This is a genomic window from Flavobacterium sp. TN-1 (assembly GCF_052828645.1).
The window spans coordinates 2,039,465-2,060,100 of sequence record NZ_CM128253.1; the positions used below are offsets into that span (position 1 = coordinate 2,039,465).

General features: G+C 30.9%; 23 protein-coding genes. 22 read left to right on the forward strand and 1 reads right to left on the reverse strand.

From position 1 onward, the window contains the following. The first annotated feature begins 69 nt into the window (after window positions 1-69). Together ACUXZJ_RS08915 and ACUXZJ_RS08920 are read left to right on the forward strand one after the other, a co-directional pair. Window positions 70-1,719 (forward strand): hypothetical protein, encoded by a 1,650-nt coding sequence (locus ACUXZJ_RS08915; RefSeq protein WP_446194747.1) that lies wholly within the window; start codon window positions 70-72, stop codon window positions 1,717-1,719. 28 nt (window positions 1,720-1,747) lie between these two features. After that, the gene (locus ACUXZJ_RS08920) at window positions 1,748-2,506 is read left to right on the forward strand and encodes a hypothetical protein (protein WP_060381804.1); all 759 of its coding nucleotides are present in this window, start codon (window positions 1,748-1,750) and stop codon (window positions 2,504-2,506) included. Window positions 2,507-2,540: 34 nt separating this feature from the next. Here the strand turns inward: ACUXZJ_RS08920 and ACUXZJ_RS08925 are convergent, their stop codons facing one another. After that, window positions 2,541-3,797, reverse strand: a complete 1,257-nt coding sequence (locus ACUXZJ_RS08925) for an NAD(P)/FAD-dependent oxidoreductase (RefSeq protein WP_063744083.1) — start codon at window positions 3,795-3,797, stop codon at window positions 2,541-2,543. Between the two features lie 106 nt (window positions 3,798-3,903). On the opposite strand from ACUXZJ_RS08925, the gene ACUXZJ_RS08930 reads away from it, so the two are divergent. The 20 genes from ACUXZJ_RS08930 to ACUXZJ_RS09025 all read left to right on the forward strand — a co-directional run bounded on the left by ACUXZJ_RS08930 (window position 3,904) and on the right by ACUXZJ_RS09025 (window position 20,625). Further along, complete coding sequence (locus ACUXZJ_RS08930; RefSeq protein ID WP_088466556.1) at window positions 3,904-5,421, forward strand: HAL/PAL/TAL family ammonia-lyase; 1,518 nt, start codon at window positions 3,904-3,906, stop codon at window positions 5,419-5,421. A gap of 207 nt (window positions 5,422-5,628) precedes the next feature. Continuing rightward, complete coding sequence (fabG, locus tag ACUXZJ_RS08935) at window positions 5,629-6,360, forward strand: 3-oxoacyl-ACP reductase FabG (RefSeq protein ID WP_060381807.1); 732 nt, start codon at window positions 5,629-5,631, stop codon at window positions 6,358-6,360. A gap of 18 nt (window positions 6,361-6,378) precedes the next feature. Then, window positions 6,379-7,602 carry a beta-ketoacyl-[acyl-carrier-protein] synthase family protein gene (locus ACUXZJ_RS08940; protein ID WP_060381808.1) on the forward strand — a complete coding sequence of 408 codons (1,224 nt, stop codon included), beginning with the start codon at window positions 6,379-6,381 and terminating at the stop codon, window positions 7,600-7,602. Window position 7,603: 1 nt separating this feature from the next. Further along, a complete protein-coding gene (locus ACUXZJ_RS08945) occupies window positions 7,604-7,852 on the forward strand; it encodes an acyl carrier protein (protein ID WP_060381809.1) in 249 nt (82 codons plus the stop codon). Between the two features lie 6 nt (window positions 7,853-7,858). Further along, window positions 7,859-8,737 (forward strand): LpxL/LpxP family acyltransferase, encoded by an 879-nt coding sequence (locus tag ACUXZJ_RS08950; protein WP_060383808.1) that lies wholly within the window; start codon window positions 7,859-7,861, stop codon window positions 8,735-8,737. A 15-nt stretch (window positions 8,738-8,752) separates the two neighbouring features. Next, window positions 8,753-9,652 carry a hypothetical protein gene (locus ACUXZJ_RS08955; RefSeq protein WP_060381810.1) on the forward strand — a complete coding sequence of 300 codons (900 nt, stop codon included), beginning with the start codon at window positions 8,753-8,755 and terminating at the stop codon, window positions 9,650-9,652. 4 nt (window positions 9,653-9,656) lie between these two features. After that, on the forward strand, window positions 9,657-10,790 hold the full coding sequence (locus ACUXZJ_RS08960) for a beta-ketoacyl-ACP synthase III (protein WP_060381811.1): 1,134 nt from the start codon (window positions 9,657-9,659) through the stop codon (window positions 10,788-10,790). Then, window positions 10,790-11,236: a hypothetical protein gene (locus ACUXZJ_RS08965; RefSeq protein WP_446194752.1), complete on the forward strand. Its 447-nt coding sequence runs from the start codon at window positions 10,790-10,792 to the stop codon at window positions 11,234-11,236. Before ACUXZJ_RS08960 ends, ACUXZJ_RS08965 begins: the two co-directional genes overlap by 1 nt. Further along, the gene (locus tag ACUXZJ_RS08970; protein WP_060381812.1) at window positions 11,229-11,693 is read left to right on the forward strand and encodes a hypothetical protein; all 465 of its coding nucleotides are present in this window, start codon (window positions 11,229-11,231) and stop codon (window positions 11,691-11,693) included. Before ACUXZJ_RS08965 ends, ACUXZJ_RS08970 begins: the two co-directional genes overlap by 8 nt. Window positions 11,694-11,695: 2 nt before the next feature. Next, a complete protein-coding gene (locus tag ACUXZJ_RS08975; protein ID WP_446194754.1) occupies window positions 11,696-12,100 on the forward strand; it encodes a hypothetical protein in 405 nt (134 codons plus the stop codon). Beyond that, window positions 12,100-13,095, forward strand: a complete 996-nt coding sequence (locus ACUXZJ_RS08980; protein WP_088466558.1) for a BtrH N-terminal domain-containing protein — start codon at window positions 12,100-12,102, stop codon at window positions 13,093-13,095. Before ACUXZJ_RS08975 ends, ACUXZJ_RS08980 begins: the two co-directional genes overlap by 1 nt. 3 nt (window positions 13,096-13,098) lie before the next feature. Beyond that, entirely contained in the window at window positions 13,099-13,854 is a 756-nt protein-coding gene (locus tag ACUXZJ_RS08985; protein ID WP_243825932.1) for an ABC transporter ATP-binding protein, read from the forward strand. Next, window positions 13,847-15,127 (forward strand): ABC transporter permease, encoded by a 1,281-nt coding sequence (locus ACUXZJ_RS08990; RefSeq protein WP_089047354.1) that lies wholly within the window; start codon window positions 13,847-13,849, stop codon window positions 15,125-15,127. The genes ACUXZJ_RS08985 and ACUXZJ_RS08990 overlap by 8 nt, the downstream gene beginning before the upstream one ends. Continuing rightward, the gene (locus ACUXZJ_RS08995; RefSeq protein ID WP_088466560.1) at window positions 15,102-15,551 is read left to right on the forward strand and encodes an acyl-CoA thioesterase; all 450 of its coding nucleotides are present in this window, start codon (window positions 15,102-15,104) and stop codon (window positions 15,549-15,551) included. Before ACUXZJ_RS08990 ends, ACUXZJ_RS08995 begins: the two co-directional genes overlap by 26 nt. A gap of 1 nt (window position 15,552) precedes the next feature. After that, window positions 15,553-16,668 carry a beta-ketoacyl synthase N-terminal-like domain-containing protein gene (locus ACUXZJ_RS09000; RefSeq protein ID WP_060381818.1) on the forward strand — a complete coding sequence of 372 codons (1,116 nt, stop codon included), beginning with the start codon at window positions 15,553-15,555 and terminating at the stop codon, window positions 16,666-16,668. A 2-nt stretch (window positions 16,669-16,670) separates the two neighbouring features. Then, complete coding sequence (locus tag ACUXZJ_RS09005) at window positions 16,671-17,285, forward strand: 3-oxoacyl-ACP synthase (protein WP_088466561.1); 615 nt, start codon at window positions 16,671-16,673, stop codon at window positions 17,283-17,285. A gap of 1 nt (window position 17,286) precedes the next feature. Then, on the forward strand, window positions 17,287-17,544 hold the full coding sequence (locus ACUXZJ_RS09010; RefSeq protein WP_446194759.1) for a phosphopantetheine-binding protein: 258 nt from the start codon (window positions 17,287-17,289) through the stop codon (window positions 17,542-17,544). A 79-nt stretch (window positions 17,545-17,623) separates the two neighbouring features. After that, the gene (locus ACUXZJ_RS09015) at window positions 17,624-18,817 is read left to right on the forward strand and encodes a beta-ketoacyl-[acyl-carrier-protein] synthase family protein (RefSeq protein ID WP_060381821.1); all 1,194 of its coding nucleotides are present in this window, start codon (window positions 17,624-17,626) and stop codon (window positions 18,815-18,817) included. A gap of 3 nt (window positions 18,818-18,820) precedes the next feature. After that, window positions 18,821-19,882: a beta-ketoacyl synthase N-terminal-like domain-containing protein gene (locus ACUXZJ_RS09020; RefSeq protein WP_089047352.1), complete on the forward strand. Its 1,062-nt coding sequence runs from the start codon at window positions 18,821-18,823 to the stop codon at window positions 19,880-19,882. A gap of 59 nt (window positions 19,883-19,941) precedes the next feature. Continuing rightward, the gene (locus ACUXZJ_RS09025; RefSeq protein WP_318257350.1) at window positions 19,942-20,625 is read left to right on the forward strand and encodes a polysaccharide deacetylase family protein; all 684 of its coding nucleotides are present in this window, start codon (window positions 19,942-19,944) and stop codon (window positions 20,623-20,625) included. The last annotated feature ends 11 nt before the right edge of the window (window positions 20,626-20,636 follow it).

Consider the following 20,636-nt stretch of genomic DNA (forward strand, 5'->3'; position numbering starts at 1 on the left):
TTTTTTAAGCTTTTATACTCCTACATCTTTTTTGAAATTAATACCTTTGAACCCAATTAAAAAAATAAAATGGAAAAAACATTTTTAATGCTTCTTGTCTCGGTTTTAGCCATTACAACAAATTATTCCCAGATAAAAATATCGCCAGAATATTCTTATAAGATAAGTGAACCATATAAGGTTTTTGATGCCCGAAATAAAGTTTATTTATCCAAAGGAAATGAAGTTATGGCAGTTAAATTAGATAGAGAAGAAATTTTAATTCAAAAATTTGATTCAAATAAACCAGCTTTTATAAAAGAAACAAAATATGAAAAGATATTCCCTAGAAACTACTCTTTCGAAGAAATTTTAGAAATAAATAACAAATATTATTTGTTTTATTCTTCTTGGGATGGCGATGCTGAAAAAGAACAATTGTTTTTTAGAGAAATTAATTTTGATAAAGGAGAGTTTTTCCCAGAATCAAAATTATTATTCCAAGTTGGAGGTAAAATAGCAGGAACATTAATGTCAAGCGGAATGGGATTTTCCTATGCAGTAGAAGACAAGTTTGACTTTTATCAATCTAATGATAAAAGCAAATTATTAATTCAGTACAGAAAAAAACCCGAAGTAAAGAGAGATACAAAGAGCTATGATATAATTGGTTTGCGTTCGTATGATAAATCACTAAATAAACTGTATTCTAATGAAGTTACGATGCCTTATACAGAACGTAGAATGGAAAATTTAGATTACCAACTAGATTCAAAAGGAAATCTGTATATGTTAGAAAAAATTTATCATGATGATTCAGCAGATGAGAAAAAAAGAAAAAAAGATGAAGAAGCAAACTATCATATAGAATTGTTAACAGTTAAAGCAGGTACTGATAAAATAAATATTTCAAAATATGAAAATGCCAACAAGTTTGTGAATAACCTTTGGATTTTAGACACAAACAAAGATCAATTAATTTGTGGTGGTTTTTATAGTGAAATAGCTAAAGGGAAATCAGATTATGATGATATAGATGGAGTGGCTTTAATTAAATTTGATAGTCAAGGAAAAACAATTTATTCAACCTTTCAGCCAATCTCTTTAGAAATCATCAATCAGTATGAAAGCAATAGAACAAGAAGAAGAAACGAAAAAAAAGAAAGAAAAGGAGATGATCCTCAGTTTAGGAATCTTGTTTTTAGAGATATGGTATTAAATCCTGACGGAAGTGTCGTATTAATAGGAGAACAAAACTATATTATTAATAACTATATTCAAGGAGTGAATGGCTCTCCAGGAGGAAATTATTATACCTATCATTACTGTAATATTTTAGTAACAAAATTAAAAGCAGACGGATCTTTAGCTTGGATGAAAAAAATACCTAAGAATCAAATGGGATTTAAAGGAAGAGGAGGGATGTCTTATAAATACTTTAGTGCAAATAATAAACATTATTTAGTGTTTTTAGATAATATTAAAAATATAGATTTGCCATTAGATAAAGAACCTGCTCTTCATAAAGATGAAAAAGGAGGATACCTGACTTCTGTAAAAATTGACGATGTTACAGGAGAGTGGTCTAAAGGAGCTATTTTAAATTCAAAAGAAGTAGAAGATTTTAAAATCTATCAGTTTTCTGTAAATGGTATCATACAAATAGCTAAAAGTACATTCATGTTTGAAGTGTATAAAAAGCGTAAAGAAGATGTTATGATTAAAGTTGATTTAAATTAGTATTATTGATTTCTAAAATTAAATAAATATGAAAAAAGTAGGATTATCATTATTGTTCATAACAAATGTTATGATGGGGCAAACAGTAAAGTTTGAAAAAGAAAAAATTAAAGAAATGGAAACTGTTCTTTTTGAAGAGACTTTTGTTACCGTTAACAATAAAAAGACTTCAACGGTTATTTTAAAAGATGGTCGTACAATTATTGGTTATTTTAAAGATATCAATAGAAAAAAAGGTCAAATAGAGGAAGTTGAGGTAAAAGACAGCGTTACAGGAAAAGTAGAAGATTTTGAAGCTTCAAAAATTTCTGAATTGTATTTATCTCCAAGTGGCTCTGAAAAATTTAGAAAAACTATGAAACATTTTACAAATATTCGTAGCATGAGTACAAAAAATCATAAAAAAGCCACTAATAAAGAAACCGTTTTTTATAAAAATCAATTGGTTTCTTTGAAAAATAAAAAAGAAGAAAAGGAATATTTGATGCAATTAATAAACCCTTCTTTTAATAGTATTATTGAAGTTTATGGAGATCCAAATGCAAATGAAACAGGAGGTGTAGCTATTGGAGGAATGAAAATGGGCGGAGGTGTTATTAAATCTTATTATGTCAAAAAAGGAGATAAAATGATTTGGTTACATAAAGATGAATTTAAAGAAACATATAACAATTTATTTGGAGATAACGCGGAGTTTATGAAAAATTACCCTTTAGATTCAGTAAAATGGGATTATTTTAGTTTCTTGATTTATGAATATACAAGAATGACTTTAGAATCTAAGTAATAATCAAAATAGAAGTTAATGAAAAACCCAAGTTTTAAACTTGGGTTTCTTTTTGCTCTTTTTCCATGTGAATCAAGTGTGCCATATTTTTAATAACACTATCGTGTTTTTTTACAAAAGGATTTGTTTCATCCCAAACATAACCTGCTAAAACAGCACATATTTTCTTTTTTACATCTGGATTTTCAGGTTGATGAAAAAATAAAGTTTGAAGATTTCCTGTATACCATTCTTTTACATAAGTGGTGAAAACATCAATACCAGATCGCATATATTGAGTAAATTCAACTTCCCAATCAATTTTTTCTCCCTTTAACTGACGATGAACTAATTTGGCAGATAACATTCCAGATTCTGTAGCAAATGCCACACCTGATGAAAATACAGGATCTAAAAATTCAGAGCTATTACCTGTTAAAGCAAAACCTTCTCCATACATTTTTTTAACAGATCTAGAATAGTTCTCTAATTTAACTGGTTCAAACAAAAAATCAAGTCCACCAAAACGTTTAATGTAATAATCTGATTTTTGAATCGCATTTTTTAGAGCCTCAGCAGTGTCATTATTTTTAGATAATGAATTAATAAATGAAGTTGGACCAACTATACCTACGCTCGTATTTCCGTTAGAAAAAGGAATAACCCAAAGCCACACCTCAGTTTCTAAAATGTCAAAAGAAATTAAAGTCCCTTCCTCACCTTCAGGTCTATTAATATCCTTTATGTGTGTGAAAATAGAAGAGTGAGGATCCAATTTAGAAGGTGTGTCTAAATCCAATAAACGAGGTAATACTCTACCATAACCACTAGAATCAATTATAAACTTAGCATGAATTTCTTTAGATTCGCCATTTTTCTCCTTTACAGTTGTTATAGAGTTTGATCCATTAAATACTACATCTAATACTTCTGTTTCAAACTCTAAGTCAATACCTTTTCGAATAACTTCTTCTGCTAATGTATTATCAAAATCTGCACGAGGAACTTGCCAAGTCCAATCCCATCCTTTACCATGTTTGACACTAAAATCAAAAATACATATTTCCTCTCCCCTTATAAACCGAGCCCCTAATTTCTTTTCAAAATTCATAGAATCCAAGGCAGAAAAAAGACCACTTTCATAAAAATGATCCATAACTCGGGGTATTAAACTCTCGCCCACAACCAGTCTTGGAAATTTTGTTTTTTCAACAACTTTTACATGGATACCATTGTTATGTAAATATGATGCTGACACACAGCCTGATGGTCCTGCGCCAATTATTAAAACATCTACAAATTCTTGTTTCATATTTGCTTTTTTCTTTATAAGAATGTGTTAACTTTGCCCTTTCAAAAGTAAATACATAATATCAAATAAAAAAGATATTATTCAATTGTTGTAAAAATTAGTTTTAATGAGCGTTATACAAGAATATCTAAAACTTGAAGAATTTATAGCCATAGTCTTTAAAAATCAAAATGTAGAGATTAGTGAAAAAGTTTTGAACAGAGTTGAAGAAAGTTTTAAATTTTTAAAAGAATTTTCGGAAAATAAAGTGATATACGGAGTTAATACAGGTTTTGGACCTATGGCACAATATCGTATAAAAGATCAGGATAGACTACAACTCCAGTATAATCTAATAAGAAGTCACGCATCAGGTACAGGTCAACCTTTAAGCCCCATTAATGTAAAATCCGCAATTCTAGCAAGATTAAATACATTATCATTAGGAAATTCAGGCGTTCATCCATCTGTAATCCATTTAATGAAAGAATTCATTAATCGGGATATTACACCATTAATTTTTGAACACGGAGGAGTAGGAGCAAGTGGCGATTTAGTACAATTAGCTCATCTAGCATTAACCCTCATAGGAGAAGGTGAAGTTTTTTATAAAGGCGAAAGAAGAACAACCAAAGAAGTTCTAGAATTAGAAGGATTAGAACCTATAAAAGTAGAACTAAGAGAAGGATTAGCATTAATGAATGGTACCTCTGTTATGACAGGTATAGGTATTGTTAATGTTCATAACGCCCGAAAAGCACTCGATTGGTCTGTTAAAATAGCTAGTGCTATCAATGAAATTGTACAAGCTTATGATGATCATTTATCAGCGGAATTAAACAATACAAAACATCATTCTGGTCAGCAAGAAATAGCCAAAATGATGCGTCAGCATTTAAGTAATAGTACATTAGTACGTAAAAGAGAAGACCATTTATATAGCGGAGAAAACACAGAAGAAGTATTTAAAGAAAAAGTACAAGAATATTATTCATTACGTTGTGTACCTCAAATTCTAGGACCTGTATTAGATACCATTCATAATACAGCCAAAGTTTTAGAAAATGAAATAAATTCCGCAAATGATAATCCTATAATAGATGTAAAAAATAAACACGTTTATCACGGAGGTAATTTTCATGGAGACTATATTTCCTTAGAAATGGACAAGCTAAAGATTGTCATAACCAAAATGACCATGTTAGCCGAAAGACAACTAAATTATTTATTAAATTCTAAAATTAATGAATTATTACCACCATTTGTAAATTTAGGAACTTTAGGTTTTAATTTTGGGATGCAAGGCGTTCAGTTCACAGCTGTATCAACAACAGCGGAATCACAAACATTATCAAACCCAATGTATGTACACAGTATTCCAAATAACAATGATAATCAAGATATTGTATCTATGGGAACCAATGCCGCAGTTATGACAGGAAAAGTTATTGAAAATGCTTTTGAAGTCTTAGCAATTGAAATAATTACAGTTGTTCAAGCTATAGACGCATTAGGCTTTGCCGATAAAGTATCCTCTTCTACACGCGCGTTTTACGATCAAGTACGTACTGTTGTGCCTCCTTTTAAAGATGATATGATAATGTATCCCTATATACAACAAATAAAAGACTATTTAATGCAATAACCAACGTGAAAAGAAAAACGTTCGGTACTTAGTCATAATTTGTTAACAAAATAATATATTTAAGTGGTATCTATGAAAGTGAATCAAATACATCTTTCTAAATACCGCCCTAACAAAAAATAAAGAAACAGAAAGAATAGTCTAATTTGAAAAGATAAAAAAGAGTTTCTTCTGAAATATAACGATATAAATAAAGACTTATACAAAATGAAGTGTGCATTAGTTACAGGTGGCTCAAGAGGTATTGGAAGTGCAATTTGTAAAAAATTAGCGGCTGAAAAGAACTACCATATTTTAATTAATTACCAAGGTAATCAAGAAGCAGCCTTAACAACGTTGAAAGAAGTTCAGGCTCTAGGAGCAACTGGAGAAATACTAAAGTTCAATGTAGGAAACCATGCAGAAGTAACACAAGTCTTAACACAATGGCAAGATGAAAACCCTAATGCTATAGTAGAAGTTCTTGTTAATAATGCAGGCATTACGCGTGATGGATTATTTATGTGGATGACTCCAGAAGATTGGAATAACGTTATCAATACCAGTTTGAATGGTTTTTATAATGTAACCCATTTCTTTATTCAAAAAATGTTACGTAATAAATACGGTCGGATCGTAAATATGGTTTCTGTTTCTGGTGTAAAAGGAACTCCAGGACAAACTAATTATTCCGCAGCCAAAGGAGCAGTAGTGGCTGCTACAAAAGCATTAGCACAAGAAGTAGCTAAAAGAAATATTACGGTAAATGCTGTAGCACCAGGATTTATTCGTACTGATATGACTGGTGATTTAGATGAAAAAGAATTAGTAAAAATGATTCCAGCTAATCGTTTTGGAGAAGCGGAAGAAGTAGCTGCTTTAGTAAGTTTTTTAACTTCTAAAAATGCGGGATATATCACAGGAGAAGTGATTAATATTAATGGCGGTATTTATTCTTAATAATAGCTTGTAGATAAAATGGAAAAAAGAGTAGTTATAACAGGTATGGGGATTTACTCTTGTTTAGGAACTTCTTTAGCAGAAGTTAAAGAATCATTATATCAAGGTAAGTCAGGTATTGTTTTTGATGCAGAAAGAAAAGACTTTGGTTTTCAGTCAGCACTTACAGGTATGGTTCCTAACCCTGAATTAAAAACATTATTAAATAGAAGACAAAGAATTAGTATAGGACAAGAAACTGAATTTGCATACATGGCCACTATAGATGCTTTAAAAAATGCAAATATAGATGACGCTTTCTTTGATACGAATGAAGTAGGAATCCTTTATGGTAATGATAGCGTATCAAAGGCAGTAATAGATGCTACGGATATTGTAAGAGAAAAAAAAGATACGGCTTTAATAGGTTCAGGAGCTATATTTAAGTCGATGAACTCCACTGTAACGATGAATTTAGCAACTATTTTTAGATTGCGAGGAGTAAATATGACCATTAGTGCTGCTTGCGCAAGCGGCTCTCACTCCGTTGGTTTAGGATTTCATTTGATTAAAAGTGGGTTACAAGACATAATCATTTGTGGAGGAGCTCAAGAAATTAACAAATACAGTATGGCTAGTTTTGATGGATTAGGTGTTTTTTCTCCAAGAGAAAAAGATCCCATAAAAGCTTCTAGGCCATTTGATAAAAATAGAGATGGTTTAGTTCCTAGTGGTGGTGGAGCCACTTTAATACTAGAAAGTTATGAGTCTGCCATAAAAAGAGGAGCACCCATTATTGCTGAGGTTGTAGGTTATGGTTTTTCGTCTAATGGAGGTCATATTTCTACTCCAAATGTAGATGGTCCTTCAACAGCCATGCGTAGAGCTTTAGAACAAGCAGGCCTAAAAGCAGATGAAATACAGTACATTAATGCACACGCAACCTCTACTCCTTTAGGAGATGCAAATGAAGCAAAAGCCATTTACGAAGTGTTTGGAAGTAAACCTTATGTAAGTTCAACCAAGTCTATGACAGGGCATGAATGTTGGATGGCGGGAGCCAGTGAGTTGATTTATTCAACCCTAATGATGCAAAATGATTTCATTGCTCCTAATATTAATTTTGAAGAGCCAGATGAGGATTCAGCAAAGTTAAATATCGTAAAAGAAACTATAAATAAAAAATTTGACCTATATTTGTCAAATTCATTTGGGTTCGGTGGAACAAATTCTGCCGTTATAGTTAAGAAATTTAAAGTATAAAATGGAATCAGTAGTTATTTTAGAAAAAATTAATGAAATTTTAGTAGACGAATTTGAAGTAGATGTAGAAACTATTTCACCAGAAGCAAATTTAAAAGAAACACTAGGATTGGATAGTTTAGACTATGTTGATTTAGTGGTCTCTATAGAAGCTAATTTTGGTGTTAAATTAGTAGAAGCAGATTTTGCAGGTGTTAATACTTTTCAGGATTTTTATCATTTAATTGAAACAAAAATAGCACAAAAATAATTGCTTATGAGCCAATGGGATGGTAAATCCAAAGGGACTCTTTTAGGTTATAAGATTTTTGTATTTTGTATAAAAAAGCTCGGAATTCGAACAGCTTATGCCGTTCTTTTTTTCGTAGCTTTTTATTATTTTCTTACACAATTTAAATCTAATAGAGCTATTTTTTATTATTTACACAATCGTCAAAAACAAAATAAATTTCAAGCCTTTCTTAATATCTACAAAAGTTATTTTGTTTTTGGACAAACATTAATTGATAAAGTAGCTATTTCTGCAGGGTTAAGAAATAAATTTACCTATGAGTTTGATGGTATCGAAATTTTAAAAAAACTATTAGCCCAAAAAAAGGGAGGAGTACTAATTAGTGCTCACGTAGGTAATTTTGAAATAGCGGAACACTTTTTTGGAGAAATAGATCTAGAATGTCAGATTAATCTAGTAACCACAGATTTAGAACACTCTATTATTAAACAATATTTAGAAACGGTTACCCAAAAACCATCTGTAAAATTTATAATAGTAAGAGACGATTTATCTCATATATTTGAAATTAATCAAGCATTAGCTAATAACGAATTAATCTGTTTTACAGGTGATCGCTATTTTGAAGGAAGTAAATGTTTTGAAGAAGAACTTTTTGGAAAAAAAGCTCTATTTCCTGCTGGTCCCTTTTTAATAGCATCTAGGTTAAAAGTTCCCGTTGTCTTTGTATACGTAATGAAAGAACCCAAACTACATTATCATTTGTTTGCAAGAATAGCCCAAGTAAAACAAAGAGATGAAAAAGGTTTACTAAAAGCTTATACAGAAAATGTAGAAGAAATACTTAAGAAATATCCTTTACAATGGTTTAATTATTTTGATTTTTGGAAAGCTAATTCATAGTAGTGTTTAAGAATAATGAAAAAAATTTTAATAGTACATTTTAGTCAATCAGGACAGTTAACACAAATTATTAAAAACATTACAGCTCCATTAATAGGAAATCAAGATGTTGAAGTTAACTATTATGACGTAGCAATAGAAAAAGAATTCCCTTTTCCTTGGGACAAAGCCTCTTTTTTTGATGCTTTTCCAGAATCATTTTTACAAATACCATATCCGTTAAAGGATTCTCAAAACGCAATTTTACATCAAAAATATGATTTGGTCATACTAGCATACCAAGTTTGGTATTTAAGCCCCTCCATTCCCATAAATTCTTTTTTAAAGAGTGATGAGGCAAAAAAAATATTAAAAAACACCCCTGTTGTAACTGTTATAGGAGCAAGAAATATGTGGGGCTTAGCACAAGAAAAAGTAAAAAAACAATTACAAGATTTAGGTGCTATTCTAAAAGGAAATATAGCTTTGGTAGATCGAAATAATAATTATATTAGTGTTATTACCATTGTTCAATGGATGTTTTCAGGGAAAAAGGAAAAATACTTAGGAATTTTTCCTGAACCAGGAGTATCTAAAAAAGAAATAGAAGATTCTAATAAATTTGGAACAATCTTATTATCCTTTTTAAAAGATAATACAATTAACCTACAAGAAGAATTAATAAAAAAAGGAGCTGTTGAAATTCGCCCATTTCTACTAGAAATGGATCAAAAGGCTAACAAAATGTTTAATATTTGGGCTAATTTTATTATCAAAAAAAAACAATCCAGACCTTTTTGGTTGAAACTCTTTAATTATTATTTATTTGTTGCTATTTGGTTCATTTCACCATTAGTATATTTAATATATTTGTTTAAAAAACCATTTATAAAAACTAAAATTAAAAAACTAAAATCCTACTATCAAGGAGTATAAATATATGTTTGACGTTTACATTACTCGATCTGGAAAATTTTTGCCTAATAACCCTATATCTAATGAAGATATGGAGACCTATTTAGGATTAATTAACAACAAACCATCTAAAGCGCGTCGTATTATTTTGCGTAATAATGGAATTATATCACGTTATTATGCTTTAGATACACAAGGGATACCCACCCATTCAAATGCTGATTTAACACAAAAAGCAATTGAAACCCTTTTAGACCATGCATTTGATGTAAATGATATTCAACTTTTATCCTGTGGAACTTCTACTCCTGATCATTTATTACCGTCACATGCCGCTATGGTACACGGATTACTAAAAAATAAACCAATAGAAATTAACTCTTCTTCAGGAGTATGCAATGCAGGAATGATAGCCTTGAAATTTGCCTATATGTCTATAAAGTCAGGCAATACCGTAAATGCAGTAGCTACAGGATCAGAAAGAGTATCAACTTGGATGTTGGCCAATCGTTTTGAAAGCGAAATAGTAAACCTGAAAAATTTAGAAGAACAACCTATTATAGCCTTCAAAAAAGATTTTTTACGTTGGATGTTATCTGACGGAGCAGGTGCTTTCTTATTAGAAAATAAACCTAGAGGAGAATATTCTTTAAAGATAGAATGGATGGAGTCCTATTCGTATGCTCACGAATTAGAAGCCTGTATGTATGCAGGTGGAGATAAAAATGAAGACGGATCTATTAAACCTTGGAGTGACTATCCAACAAACGAGTGGCTAGAGCAATCTGTTTTTTCAATCAAACAAGATGTTAAGTTATTAGATGCCCAGATTCTAGTAAAAGGAGCCATAAGTATGAAAAATGCACTAGATAAAAACAAAATAAATGCAAACGAAATTACTTATTTCCTACCACACGTATCCTCTCATTATTTTGTCAAAGGATTAGCAGAACAACTACAAAAAGTAGATGTTAATGTACCAATGGAAAATTGGTTTATGAATTTACATAAAGTAGGAAATGTAGGCTCGGCTTCAATTTATTTAATGTTAGAAGAACTAATGAACTCAAAACAACTGAAAAAAGGAGATACCATCCTATTATCAGTTCCCGAAAGTGGAAGATTTTCATATTCGTATGCTTATTTAACTGTTTGCTAATGACCATTACACAATTCCCAATACTAGACAAAAAAATTGTGGAAAATTTAATACCACAAAAATTTCCTTTCGTAATGATAGATAAACTAATCGCTTACGAAGAAGGAAGTGTAATAGCAGGATTAACAGTGACTATAGATAACATATTTACTAGCAATGCTATTTTTCAAGAGTCAGGATTAATTGAGCACATGGCACAATCAGTAGCCATTTACACAGGTTATCAATATTTCTTAAAAAATGAACCAGCCCCTACGGGTTATATAGGTTCCATAAATGGAATAAACATCATAAAATTACCTGAAATAAATGATCAAATAACGACACAGGTTATTGTTTTACATGAGTTTATGGGGGTTACGCTAGTAGAAATAAATTCGTCCGTAAATGGAAAAATAATAGCAACAGGCAAGATGAAAACAGTAATTGCAGAATCTAATGAATAATATTCAGGAAGTAATTGAAATACAAAATTTTTTACCACATAGAGCTCCTATGCTAATGGTAGATTATATCCTAAATTTATCAGAAACTACTGTAAAAACTATTTTTAAAATACAAGAAGACAATATTTTTCTAAAAAATAACTTTTTTGTTGAAACAGGAATGCTTGAAAATGCGGCACAAACCTGTTCAGCTATTGTAGGACAGACTTTTTTTGTTGATGAAAATAAACAAATAAAAGAAAATGTAAAACTAATAGGTTTTATTAGTGGAATAAAAAAAGTACAGTTGTTTAATATACCCAAAGTAGGACAAACAATTATTACAGAAGCTCAATTAAAATCCCGTTTTGACGGTGATAATTATTGTATTTGTACAATGAATTGTATATCCAATACAGAGGATGAAACTCAGCTTTTAGAAGCTGAAATTAATTTATTTATTCAACAAACTCACTAATTATGAAAAAAGAAGAAGTGCCTCAAGATCAAAGTAATCTTTCTAAACATAACATGAAAGAACTTTGTTACGCAGTAGATAAAGACGGATCTTATACAACCGCTTTAAGTAGTGGTTGGGAACCCAAAACCATTGCATTAGAGCATTCTATGAAAGATATTGAAGAACGAGTTGCACAGGCTAACGAAGCAGTGAAGAAAGGAACTCAAAGTCCAATTGTTTATTTTATGGAACGCCATAAAATGGATTGGGTTACGCTTGCAGGTTATGTTAATATGTGGACTTGGCGAGTAAAACGACATGCAAACCCCTCTGTTTTTAAAAAATTAAGCCAAAAACAATTACAGCGTTATGCAGATGCGTTTGAAATAACAATTGAAGAATTGAAAAGTTTTAGAGGAATATAATGGAGATTCGTTTTACACATCATCAATCAGCTCATTGTGAAAATGGTGTAGCATCTAATTTGTTAAAGTTTAATGGGATTAATCTTAGTGAACCCATGGTTTTTGGTATTGGTTCAGGTTTGTTCTTTTTTTATTTTCCATTATTAAAAGTTAATCATGCACCTGCTATTAGTTATAGACCAATGCCCGGAAGTATCTTTAATAAAGCAGCCAGAAGATTAGGAATAAAAGTAAAAAGAACACGCTTCTCAAACCCTCAAAAAGCCCAGCAAGCACTAGAATCTAATTTAAAAAATAATATTCCTACAGGTTTACAAGTAGGAGTATACCATCTTACCTATTTCCCTGATGAATATCGTTTTCATTTCAATGCTCACAACCTAGTGGTATATGGCAAAGAAAATAAAAGCTATCTAATTAGCGACCCTGTTATGCAAACGGTTACCACTTTGAGCGAAAAAGAATTAGAAAAAGTACGTTTTGCAAAAGGAGCTTTAGCTCCCAAGGGACACATGTATTATCCCGTAAATATCCCAAAACAAGTACAATTAAAACCAGCTATTGTTAAAGGAATTAAAAATACATGTAAAGATATGTTAGCCCCATTGCCATTTATAGGAATTGCCGCAATGCGTCGTTTGGCTAAACACATTCGGATTTGGCCCACTAAAAGAGGTGTTAAAGTAACGAATCATTACCTAGCACAAATGGTACGGATGCAAGAAGAAATCGGAACAGGAGGCGGTGGTTTTCGATTTATTTATGCAGCATTCTTACAAGAAGCTTCTATTATTTTAAAAAATCCTTATTTAGCCGAGTTATCAAAAGAAATGACAACAATAGGTGATAAATGGAGAGATTTTGCTGTAATGGCAGCAAGAGTGTACAAAAATAGAAGTAATCAGCACGATGTGTATAATACTCTAGCTAATGAATTAGAGGCACTAGCACAATTAGAAGAAAATTTTTTTAAAAAACTTAAAAAAGCAGTGTAATTAATGAATAAAGAAATCATACATATTACGAAGCTTTATAAACAATATAAAGGAGCTGATTTTTTTTCAGTAAACGACCTAAACTTATCAATTGCTGAAAATGATATCTTTGGTCTTTTAGGACCTAATGGAGCAGGTAAAACAACATTGCTTTCTATCTTATGTGGTTTAGTAAAACCTACCTCAGGTACTTTTACTATAGATGGATTAACATACTCAAATGATGCCCAAAAAATCAAACAAAACATAGGAGTGGTACCACAAGAATACGCCTTATATCCTACTTTAACAGCCCGTGAAAATTTATTGTATTTCGGTAGTATGCTAGGTCTAAAAGGAAATCAACTAAAAACAAAAGTCGATCAATTATTAGAACACCTTGGCTTGTTAAAGTTTGCCCATAAACGAGTTGAAACGTTTTCAGGAGGGATGAAACGAAGAGTGAATTTGATAGCTGGTATTTTACATGATCCTAAAGTCCTTTTTTTAGACGAACCTACTGTAGGTGTAGATGTACAATCTAAAAATGTCATTATTAATTTTTTAAAAGAATTAAATACAAAAGGAACAACCATTATTTATACCTCTCATCATTTAACAGAAGCACAAGATTTTTGCAATAAAATTGCTATTATTGATAGAGGAACCATTTTTGCAGAAGGAACACCAGATGAATTAATACAAAAAACACCAGATGCTTACAATTTAGAAGATGTTTTTATTGCTTTAACCGGAAAAGAATTAAGAGATAATGTATAAACTTTGGATGTCTATATACAAGGAAATAATATTACTGAAACGCGATTTTGGCGGTTTGGTAATATTATTTGTAATGCCTTTAGTATTAATAATTACCATTACACTCATTCAGAATGAGGCTTTTAAAACAGTTTCAGATACTAAAATACCTGTTCTTCTAGTAGATTTAGATCACGGAACCATTGCCGAAAATATCATTCAGAGTTTAGGAAAAAGTGGCGCTTTAGAGGTAATAACCCAAAATGAGAGAATAAAATTAAACGAAGAAAAAGCAAAGGAATTAGTTTTACAAGGAAAATATCAATTAGCAATAATAGTTCCTGAAAATTTAAGTAATGATTTACAAACCAAAGTAAATCAAAATGTTGAAAAAATAATGAGTAGTTTCGGAGTAACAGAAGCTCCTCAAAACCAAACTCAAAAAAATATTAGCTCAAAAGAAATTAAATTATATTTTGATCCTGCTTCACAGTTAAGCTTTAAAAACAATATAAAAAATGCTATTGATAAAATGGTAGCTACTATCGAAAATAAAACAATCTATACCTCTTTTCAAGAACAAATAGGGGAGACAGACGAACCTATTTTTGAACAAAAAAACTTTATTACTTATAAAGAAATAATACCAAAAATAAATAACAAAGAAATAATACCTAATTCAGTACAACATAATGTTCCTGCTTGGACATTATTTGCTATTTTTTTCATCGTAGTTCCCTTATCTATCAACATAGTCAAAGAAAAGAGTCAAGGAACATTTATCAGACTAATTACTAACCCCGTTTCTTATAGCACCGTCATATTAGGCAAAACAATTACCTATTTAATCATTTGTGTGATTCAGTTTTGGTTAATGATGCTTATAGGTCTGTACATATTCCCTTATTTAAATTTACCTCAGTTAGATATAAGTGGACGTTTTTTACTAATGAATTTAGTTACAATATGTGCAGGTTTAGCAGCCATAGGATTTGGAATTTTGTTGGGTACTATAGCTACAACACAAGAACAATCAGCACCTTTTGGAGCCACTTCAGTAGTTATCCTTGCCGCTATAGGAGGAGTTTGGGTTCCCGTTTTTGCCATGCCAAAAATAATGCAATATATTTCACATATTTCCCCAATGAACTGGGGATTAAACGCGTTTTACGATGTACTTTTAAGAAATACAGGAATATTATCTATCCTGCCCAATTTAATCCTTTTAATATTATTTTTTATTTTAACAGTTACAATAGCCATTGTGTATGATAAAAAGAAAAGAGCTGTGTAAAGAAATTCCTCAGCTAACAGTAGCTCATGATATACGTATTCGATTTAACGAAACAGATCCTTTAGGAATCGTTTGGCACGGATATTATATTACTTATTTTGAAGATGGAAGAGAAGCTTTTGGTCGACAGCACGGAATTTCTTATCTAGATGTACAAGCTAATGGTTATACAACTCCCATTGTAAAATCATCATGCGAACATAAATTATCATTGCGATATGGAGATGTCGCTAGGATAGAAACTACCTTTGTAGATACCCCCGCCGCCAAAATGATTTTTAGATATAAAATTTTTGATAAAAATAATAATATCGTTTGTACAGGAGAAACAGTCCAAGTTTTTTTAGATGCTAACGGAGATTTATCATTAAGTCTTCCCGCTTTTTTTAAAGAATGGAAACGCAAATGTGGTTTAATAGAATAAAATGAAACGTTGTTATATAACAAAAACCAACTGTATTACTCCTTTAGGTAATTCCGTTGAAAAAAATTGGTTAGCCATACAATCAGAAGAAACAGGTATAAAAAAGCATTCACAAATAGGAATGCTAAAAGATTTTTATGCAGCTATCATACCCGATAACTTAATAGACCAATCAATAAAAGCTAATTCAAAAATAGAACGTACCTTAATTCAAGTATTACAGCCAATTCTAGATACAAATAAAATAACAGAAAAAACAGCTTTTATTTTTTCCACCACTAAAGGAGATATTGTTCAGTTAGAAAATACATCTAACAGTCTTACCGAAGCTTTTTTAAGTACTTTAGCAAAAAAAATAGCCCATTTTTTCGGGTTTAAAACAGAACCCATAGTTGTTTCTAATGCATGTGTATCAGGCGTACTAGCTGTTTCTGTAGCCAAAAGACTTATACAAGGAGGATTGTATGATAACGCATACGTGGTGGCTGCAGATGAAGTTACTGAATTCGTATTATCAGGATTTAACTCATTTCAAGCAATGAGTGACGAACCTTGTAAACCATACGATGCTAATAGAACAGGAGTAACATTAGGTGAAGCAGCCGCAGCAATTTATATAACCTCTTTACAAGAAGAAGTTAAACCTAATGACTTTGAAATACTAGGAGAAGGAGCCGTAAATGATGCCAATCATATATCAGGTCCTTCTCGCACAGGAGAAGGACTTTATAGAAGTATACAATCCGCATTAAAAGAAGCTACTATTTCCAGTAATTCCGTAGATATAATTTCAGCCCATGGAACAGCTACCCCTTATAACGACGAGATGGAAGCAATAGCCTTTAATAGACTAGAGTTGCAAAATAAACCCCTAAATAGTTTAAAAGGGTATTACGGACATACACTAGGCGCTTCAGGATTGTTAGAAACGATTATGACTATCGAAAGCGCAAAGCACAATACATTAATCGTTTCAAAAGGATATAAAACCTGTGGAGTAACGCAACCTATTAATGTAATTACCCAACCATTAAAAATGCCTATTAATGTTATATTAAAAACAGCATCAGGTTTTGGAGGATGTAATACCGCTATAGTATTAAAAAAAATAAAGTAATTTTGGAAACTAAATTATATATAAAAAAAGTTTGTACAATTACATCCAAAGGATTAGTTGTAGATGGACAAAAACTAATGATTAACGATCAGAATTCATTTGTAGAATTTGCAAAAAAAATTTATAAAAAATATGAAATCAATTATCCAAAATTTTTTAAAATGGATAATTTAAGTAAGTTGGCTTTTCTAGCATCTGAAATTGTATTAAGAGAAGAAATTAAAAAAGAACAAGAAAATAATATAGCTATTGTCTTTGCAAACCAATCAGCTAGTTTAGATACAGATGTTAAACATCAAGAATCTATCGCAGACAAAGAAAATTATTTTCCAAGCCCAGCCGTTTTTGTTTATACTTTACCCAATATATGTATAGGCGAAGTAAGTATAAAACATAAGTTAAATTCAGAAAATGCCTTTTTTGTTTTTGACCAATTTCAACCATCGTTTATATACACCTATACAAAACAATTGTTGGATTTAGAAAAAGCAGATAAAGTACTCTGTGGTTGGGTAGAATTATTTCAAGAAAACTATAAAGCAGTAGTTTATTTAGTAGATAAAAAGAATACAGGTACTGTACACCAAATAGATAATATAAAACAAATTTTTAATTAAGATGGAAGCATTAAAAGGAGAGCTAAAAGCTAAAATTATTGAAATATTAAATTTAGAAGATACAACAGTAGAAGATATTCAAGATAACGATCCATTATTTGGAGACGGTTTGGGTTTAGATTCAATTGACGCGTTAGAACTAATCGTTCTATTAGATAAAGAGTATGGAATAAAGTTAACAGATCCAAAAGAAGGAAAAACTATTTTTGCTTCGGTTGAAACAATGGCAGAATTTATTGCAAAAAATAGAACAAAATAATTTTGAGGCTGTTTGAAATTCTTTTAAACAGCCTTTTTAAACTCCTTTTGTTAATTAATTACCATAAACTTTCGTTTAAATGAAAATTGCTATAACAGGTATGGGAATAATTTCTTCTGTAGGAAATACAGTAGAAGAAAATTATGAAGCACTTTTGAATAAAAAAGCAGGAATTTCCCAAATTCAAAATTTTGAAACCCTTCATAAAGATGCCATTAAAGTAGGTGAAATAAAATTAAATAATAAAGAATTATCTACCATGTTAGGTTTATCTGAGAATAATAATTTTTCTCGTACAGCCATGTTAGGTGCTTATGCCGCTAAAAAAGCAATTGAAAATGCGAGTATCTTTGATCTTAACGAATACAAAACAGGACTCATTTCTGCAACTAGTGTAGGAGGAATGGATATGACAGAAAGATATTATTATGAATATTTTAAAAATCCAGCATTACAAAAATACATAGAGGCACATGATGCAGGTAATTCTTCTCATAAAATAGCAGATTATATTGGATTAAAAGGATTTGTCTCTACTGTAAGTACCGCTTGTTCATCAGCAGCAAATGCCATTATGTTAGGAGCTCGAATGATTGCTTCAGGTCAGTTAGATCGAGTAATTGTAGGCGGTACAGATGCCCTGTCAAAATTTACAATTAATGGTTTTAAAACATTAATGATCCTTTCAGATACTTATAATACCCCTTTTGATGATGAACGAAAAGGACTCAATTTAGGTGAAGCAGCTGCTTTCATTGTTCTAGAATCGGATAGAATGATCACAAAAACAAATAAAAAAGTGTTAGCCTATCTTACTGGATTTGGAAATGCTAATGATGCGTACCACCAAACAGCTTCATCAGAAAATGGAGAAGGAGCCTTTTTAGCGATGCAAAAAGCATTTAAAAAAGCGACTATTACACCTGATAAAATTGATTATATAAACGTACACGGTACAGCCACACCTAATAATGATTTGTCTGAAGGAAAAGCTATCATAAGAGCATTTGAAGGATACAAAATACCTCAATTTAGTTCTACTAAGGCTTTTACAGGTCATACACTAGCCGCCGCCGCCGCTATTGAAGCAGTATATAGTATTCTTGCCCTTCAGAATAATAAAGTCTTTCCAAATTTAAACTTTAAGACTCCAATGAAAGAATTTGATTTAATTCCTCAAACAGAAGTACTAGATAAAGAAATAAACTATGTATTATCTAACTCATTTGGTTTCGGAGGAAATTGTTCAACCCTAATTTTTTCAAAAAAATAACCAATGAAAACGTGTTATATAAATGGTGTTGGGAGTGTATCCGCTCAAAAAACACACGAAGGAAATTTTTTGAATGAAATAACAATTCATGACAATCAAAATGTATTATTTGCCCTTCAACCTTCTTATAAAGAAATAATTCCACCCGCGATGATTCGTAGAATGGCTAAAGGAGTAAAAATGGGTATTTTTGCATCTAATAAAGCATTGGAAGAAGCAGGTATAAATTATCCTGATGCTATTATTACAGGAACAGGTATGGGATGCGTAGAAGATTCTGAAAAATTTTTAAAAGCAATTATAGATAACCAAGAACAATTTTTAACACCTACTTCATTTATTCAGTCTACTCATAACACAGTAGCAGGACAGATTGCTCTAGGACTCCAATGTAAAAGTTATAATTTTACGTATGTTAATGGAGCTGTGTCTTTTGAAACCGCTTTATTAGATGGGAAAATGCAAATAGAAACAGGAGAGGCAGAATCAGTTTTAGTAGGAGGAATAGATGAAACCTCTTCTCATACATTAGAACTTTACAAGTTAGTAAACATAATAAAAAAAGAAGAAGACAAACCTTTCTCTATCAAAAATACAAAAACAACAGGTGTAGTTTTTAGTGAGGGAGCTACCTTTTTTACACTTTCTAATCAATTAAAAGAATCGACCTATGCAAAGGTAGAAGCAATAAGCCTACAAAATATATTAGATAAAGAAGAAATTCAAGATTTTGTACGTAAATTCCTTTTAGAACAAAAAATAGACTTAGAAGACATAGATGCTTTAGTTTTAGGATATAATGGCGACGTACATTACGATGTGTTTTATGATAAAATAGCCTCTATGTTTAGTTCTACATCGCAACTATACTATAAAAATATATCAGGAGAATATAATACAGCTTCTGCTTTTGGATTGTGGATTGCCTCCCATTTGATTAAAAAACAAGAAATTCCCGAAGTCTTACAATGGAATGGTATAAAACCAACCAGCTTAAAAAAAGTTTTATTATATAATCAATATCAAGGAAGAGATCATAGTTTAGTACTGTTGTCACAATGTTAAAACATACCTACCTAAGTTTTTTATTTTTCCTATTATTGCCTTTGTTTATATATTGGCAAATGCCTTGGTGGGTATACCTTATCCTGATTCATATATATATAAGTTGTACAGCTTGGGGAGCATTTGATATCCGTTTAGGTTACTTTTTGCCCACCATCAATAGTTTCAAAACAAATAAAAAAATAATAGCCTTAACATTTGATGACGGGCCTACGGAATTTACCCCCAAAATACTTGATTTGTTAAAACAACATCAAATGAAAGCTACTTTCTTTTGTATAGGAAAACAACTAGAAAAATATCCGAAAATAGCCCAAAGAATAGTAGCAGAAGGCCATATAATTGCCAATCATACCTATTCACACTCAAATCGAATGGGTTTTTTTAGGAAAAAAAAAATATTAAAAGAATTCGATCAAACCGACCAACTTATACAAGAACTAACGACTCAAAAAAATAAATTTTTCAGACCCCCTTTTGGTGTTACAAATCCTCATATAGCAAGAGCCGTTCGTGAAAAAAACTATCAAGTTATTGGTTGGACCATTCGTTCATTAGATACTGTTATTGAGGATGAAAATAAGATTTTAGATAGAATCATTTTCAGATTAGAAAAAGGAAAAATTATACTACTTCATGATATTTCTCAAAAAACAGTAAATGTTTTGGCACGATTATTGATATTCTTGAGTGAAAATCAGTATGAAACCATTACTATAGAAGAGTTAGAAAACAATAATTAGAAAAAGAGTAT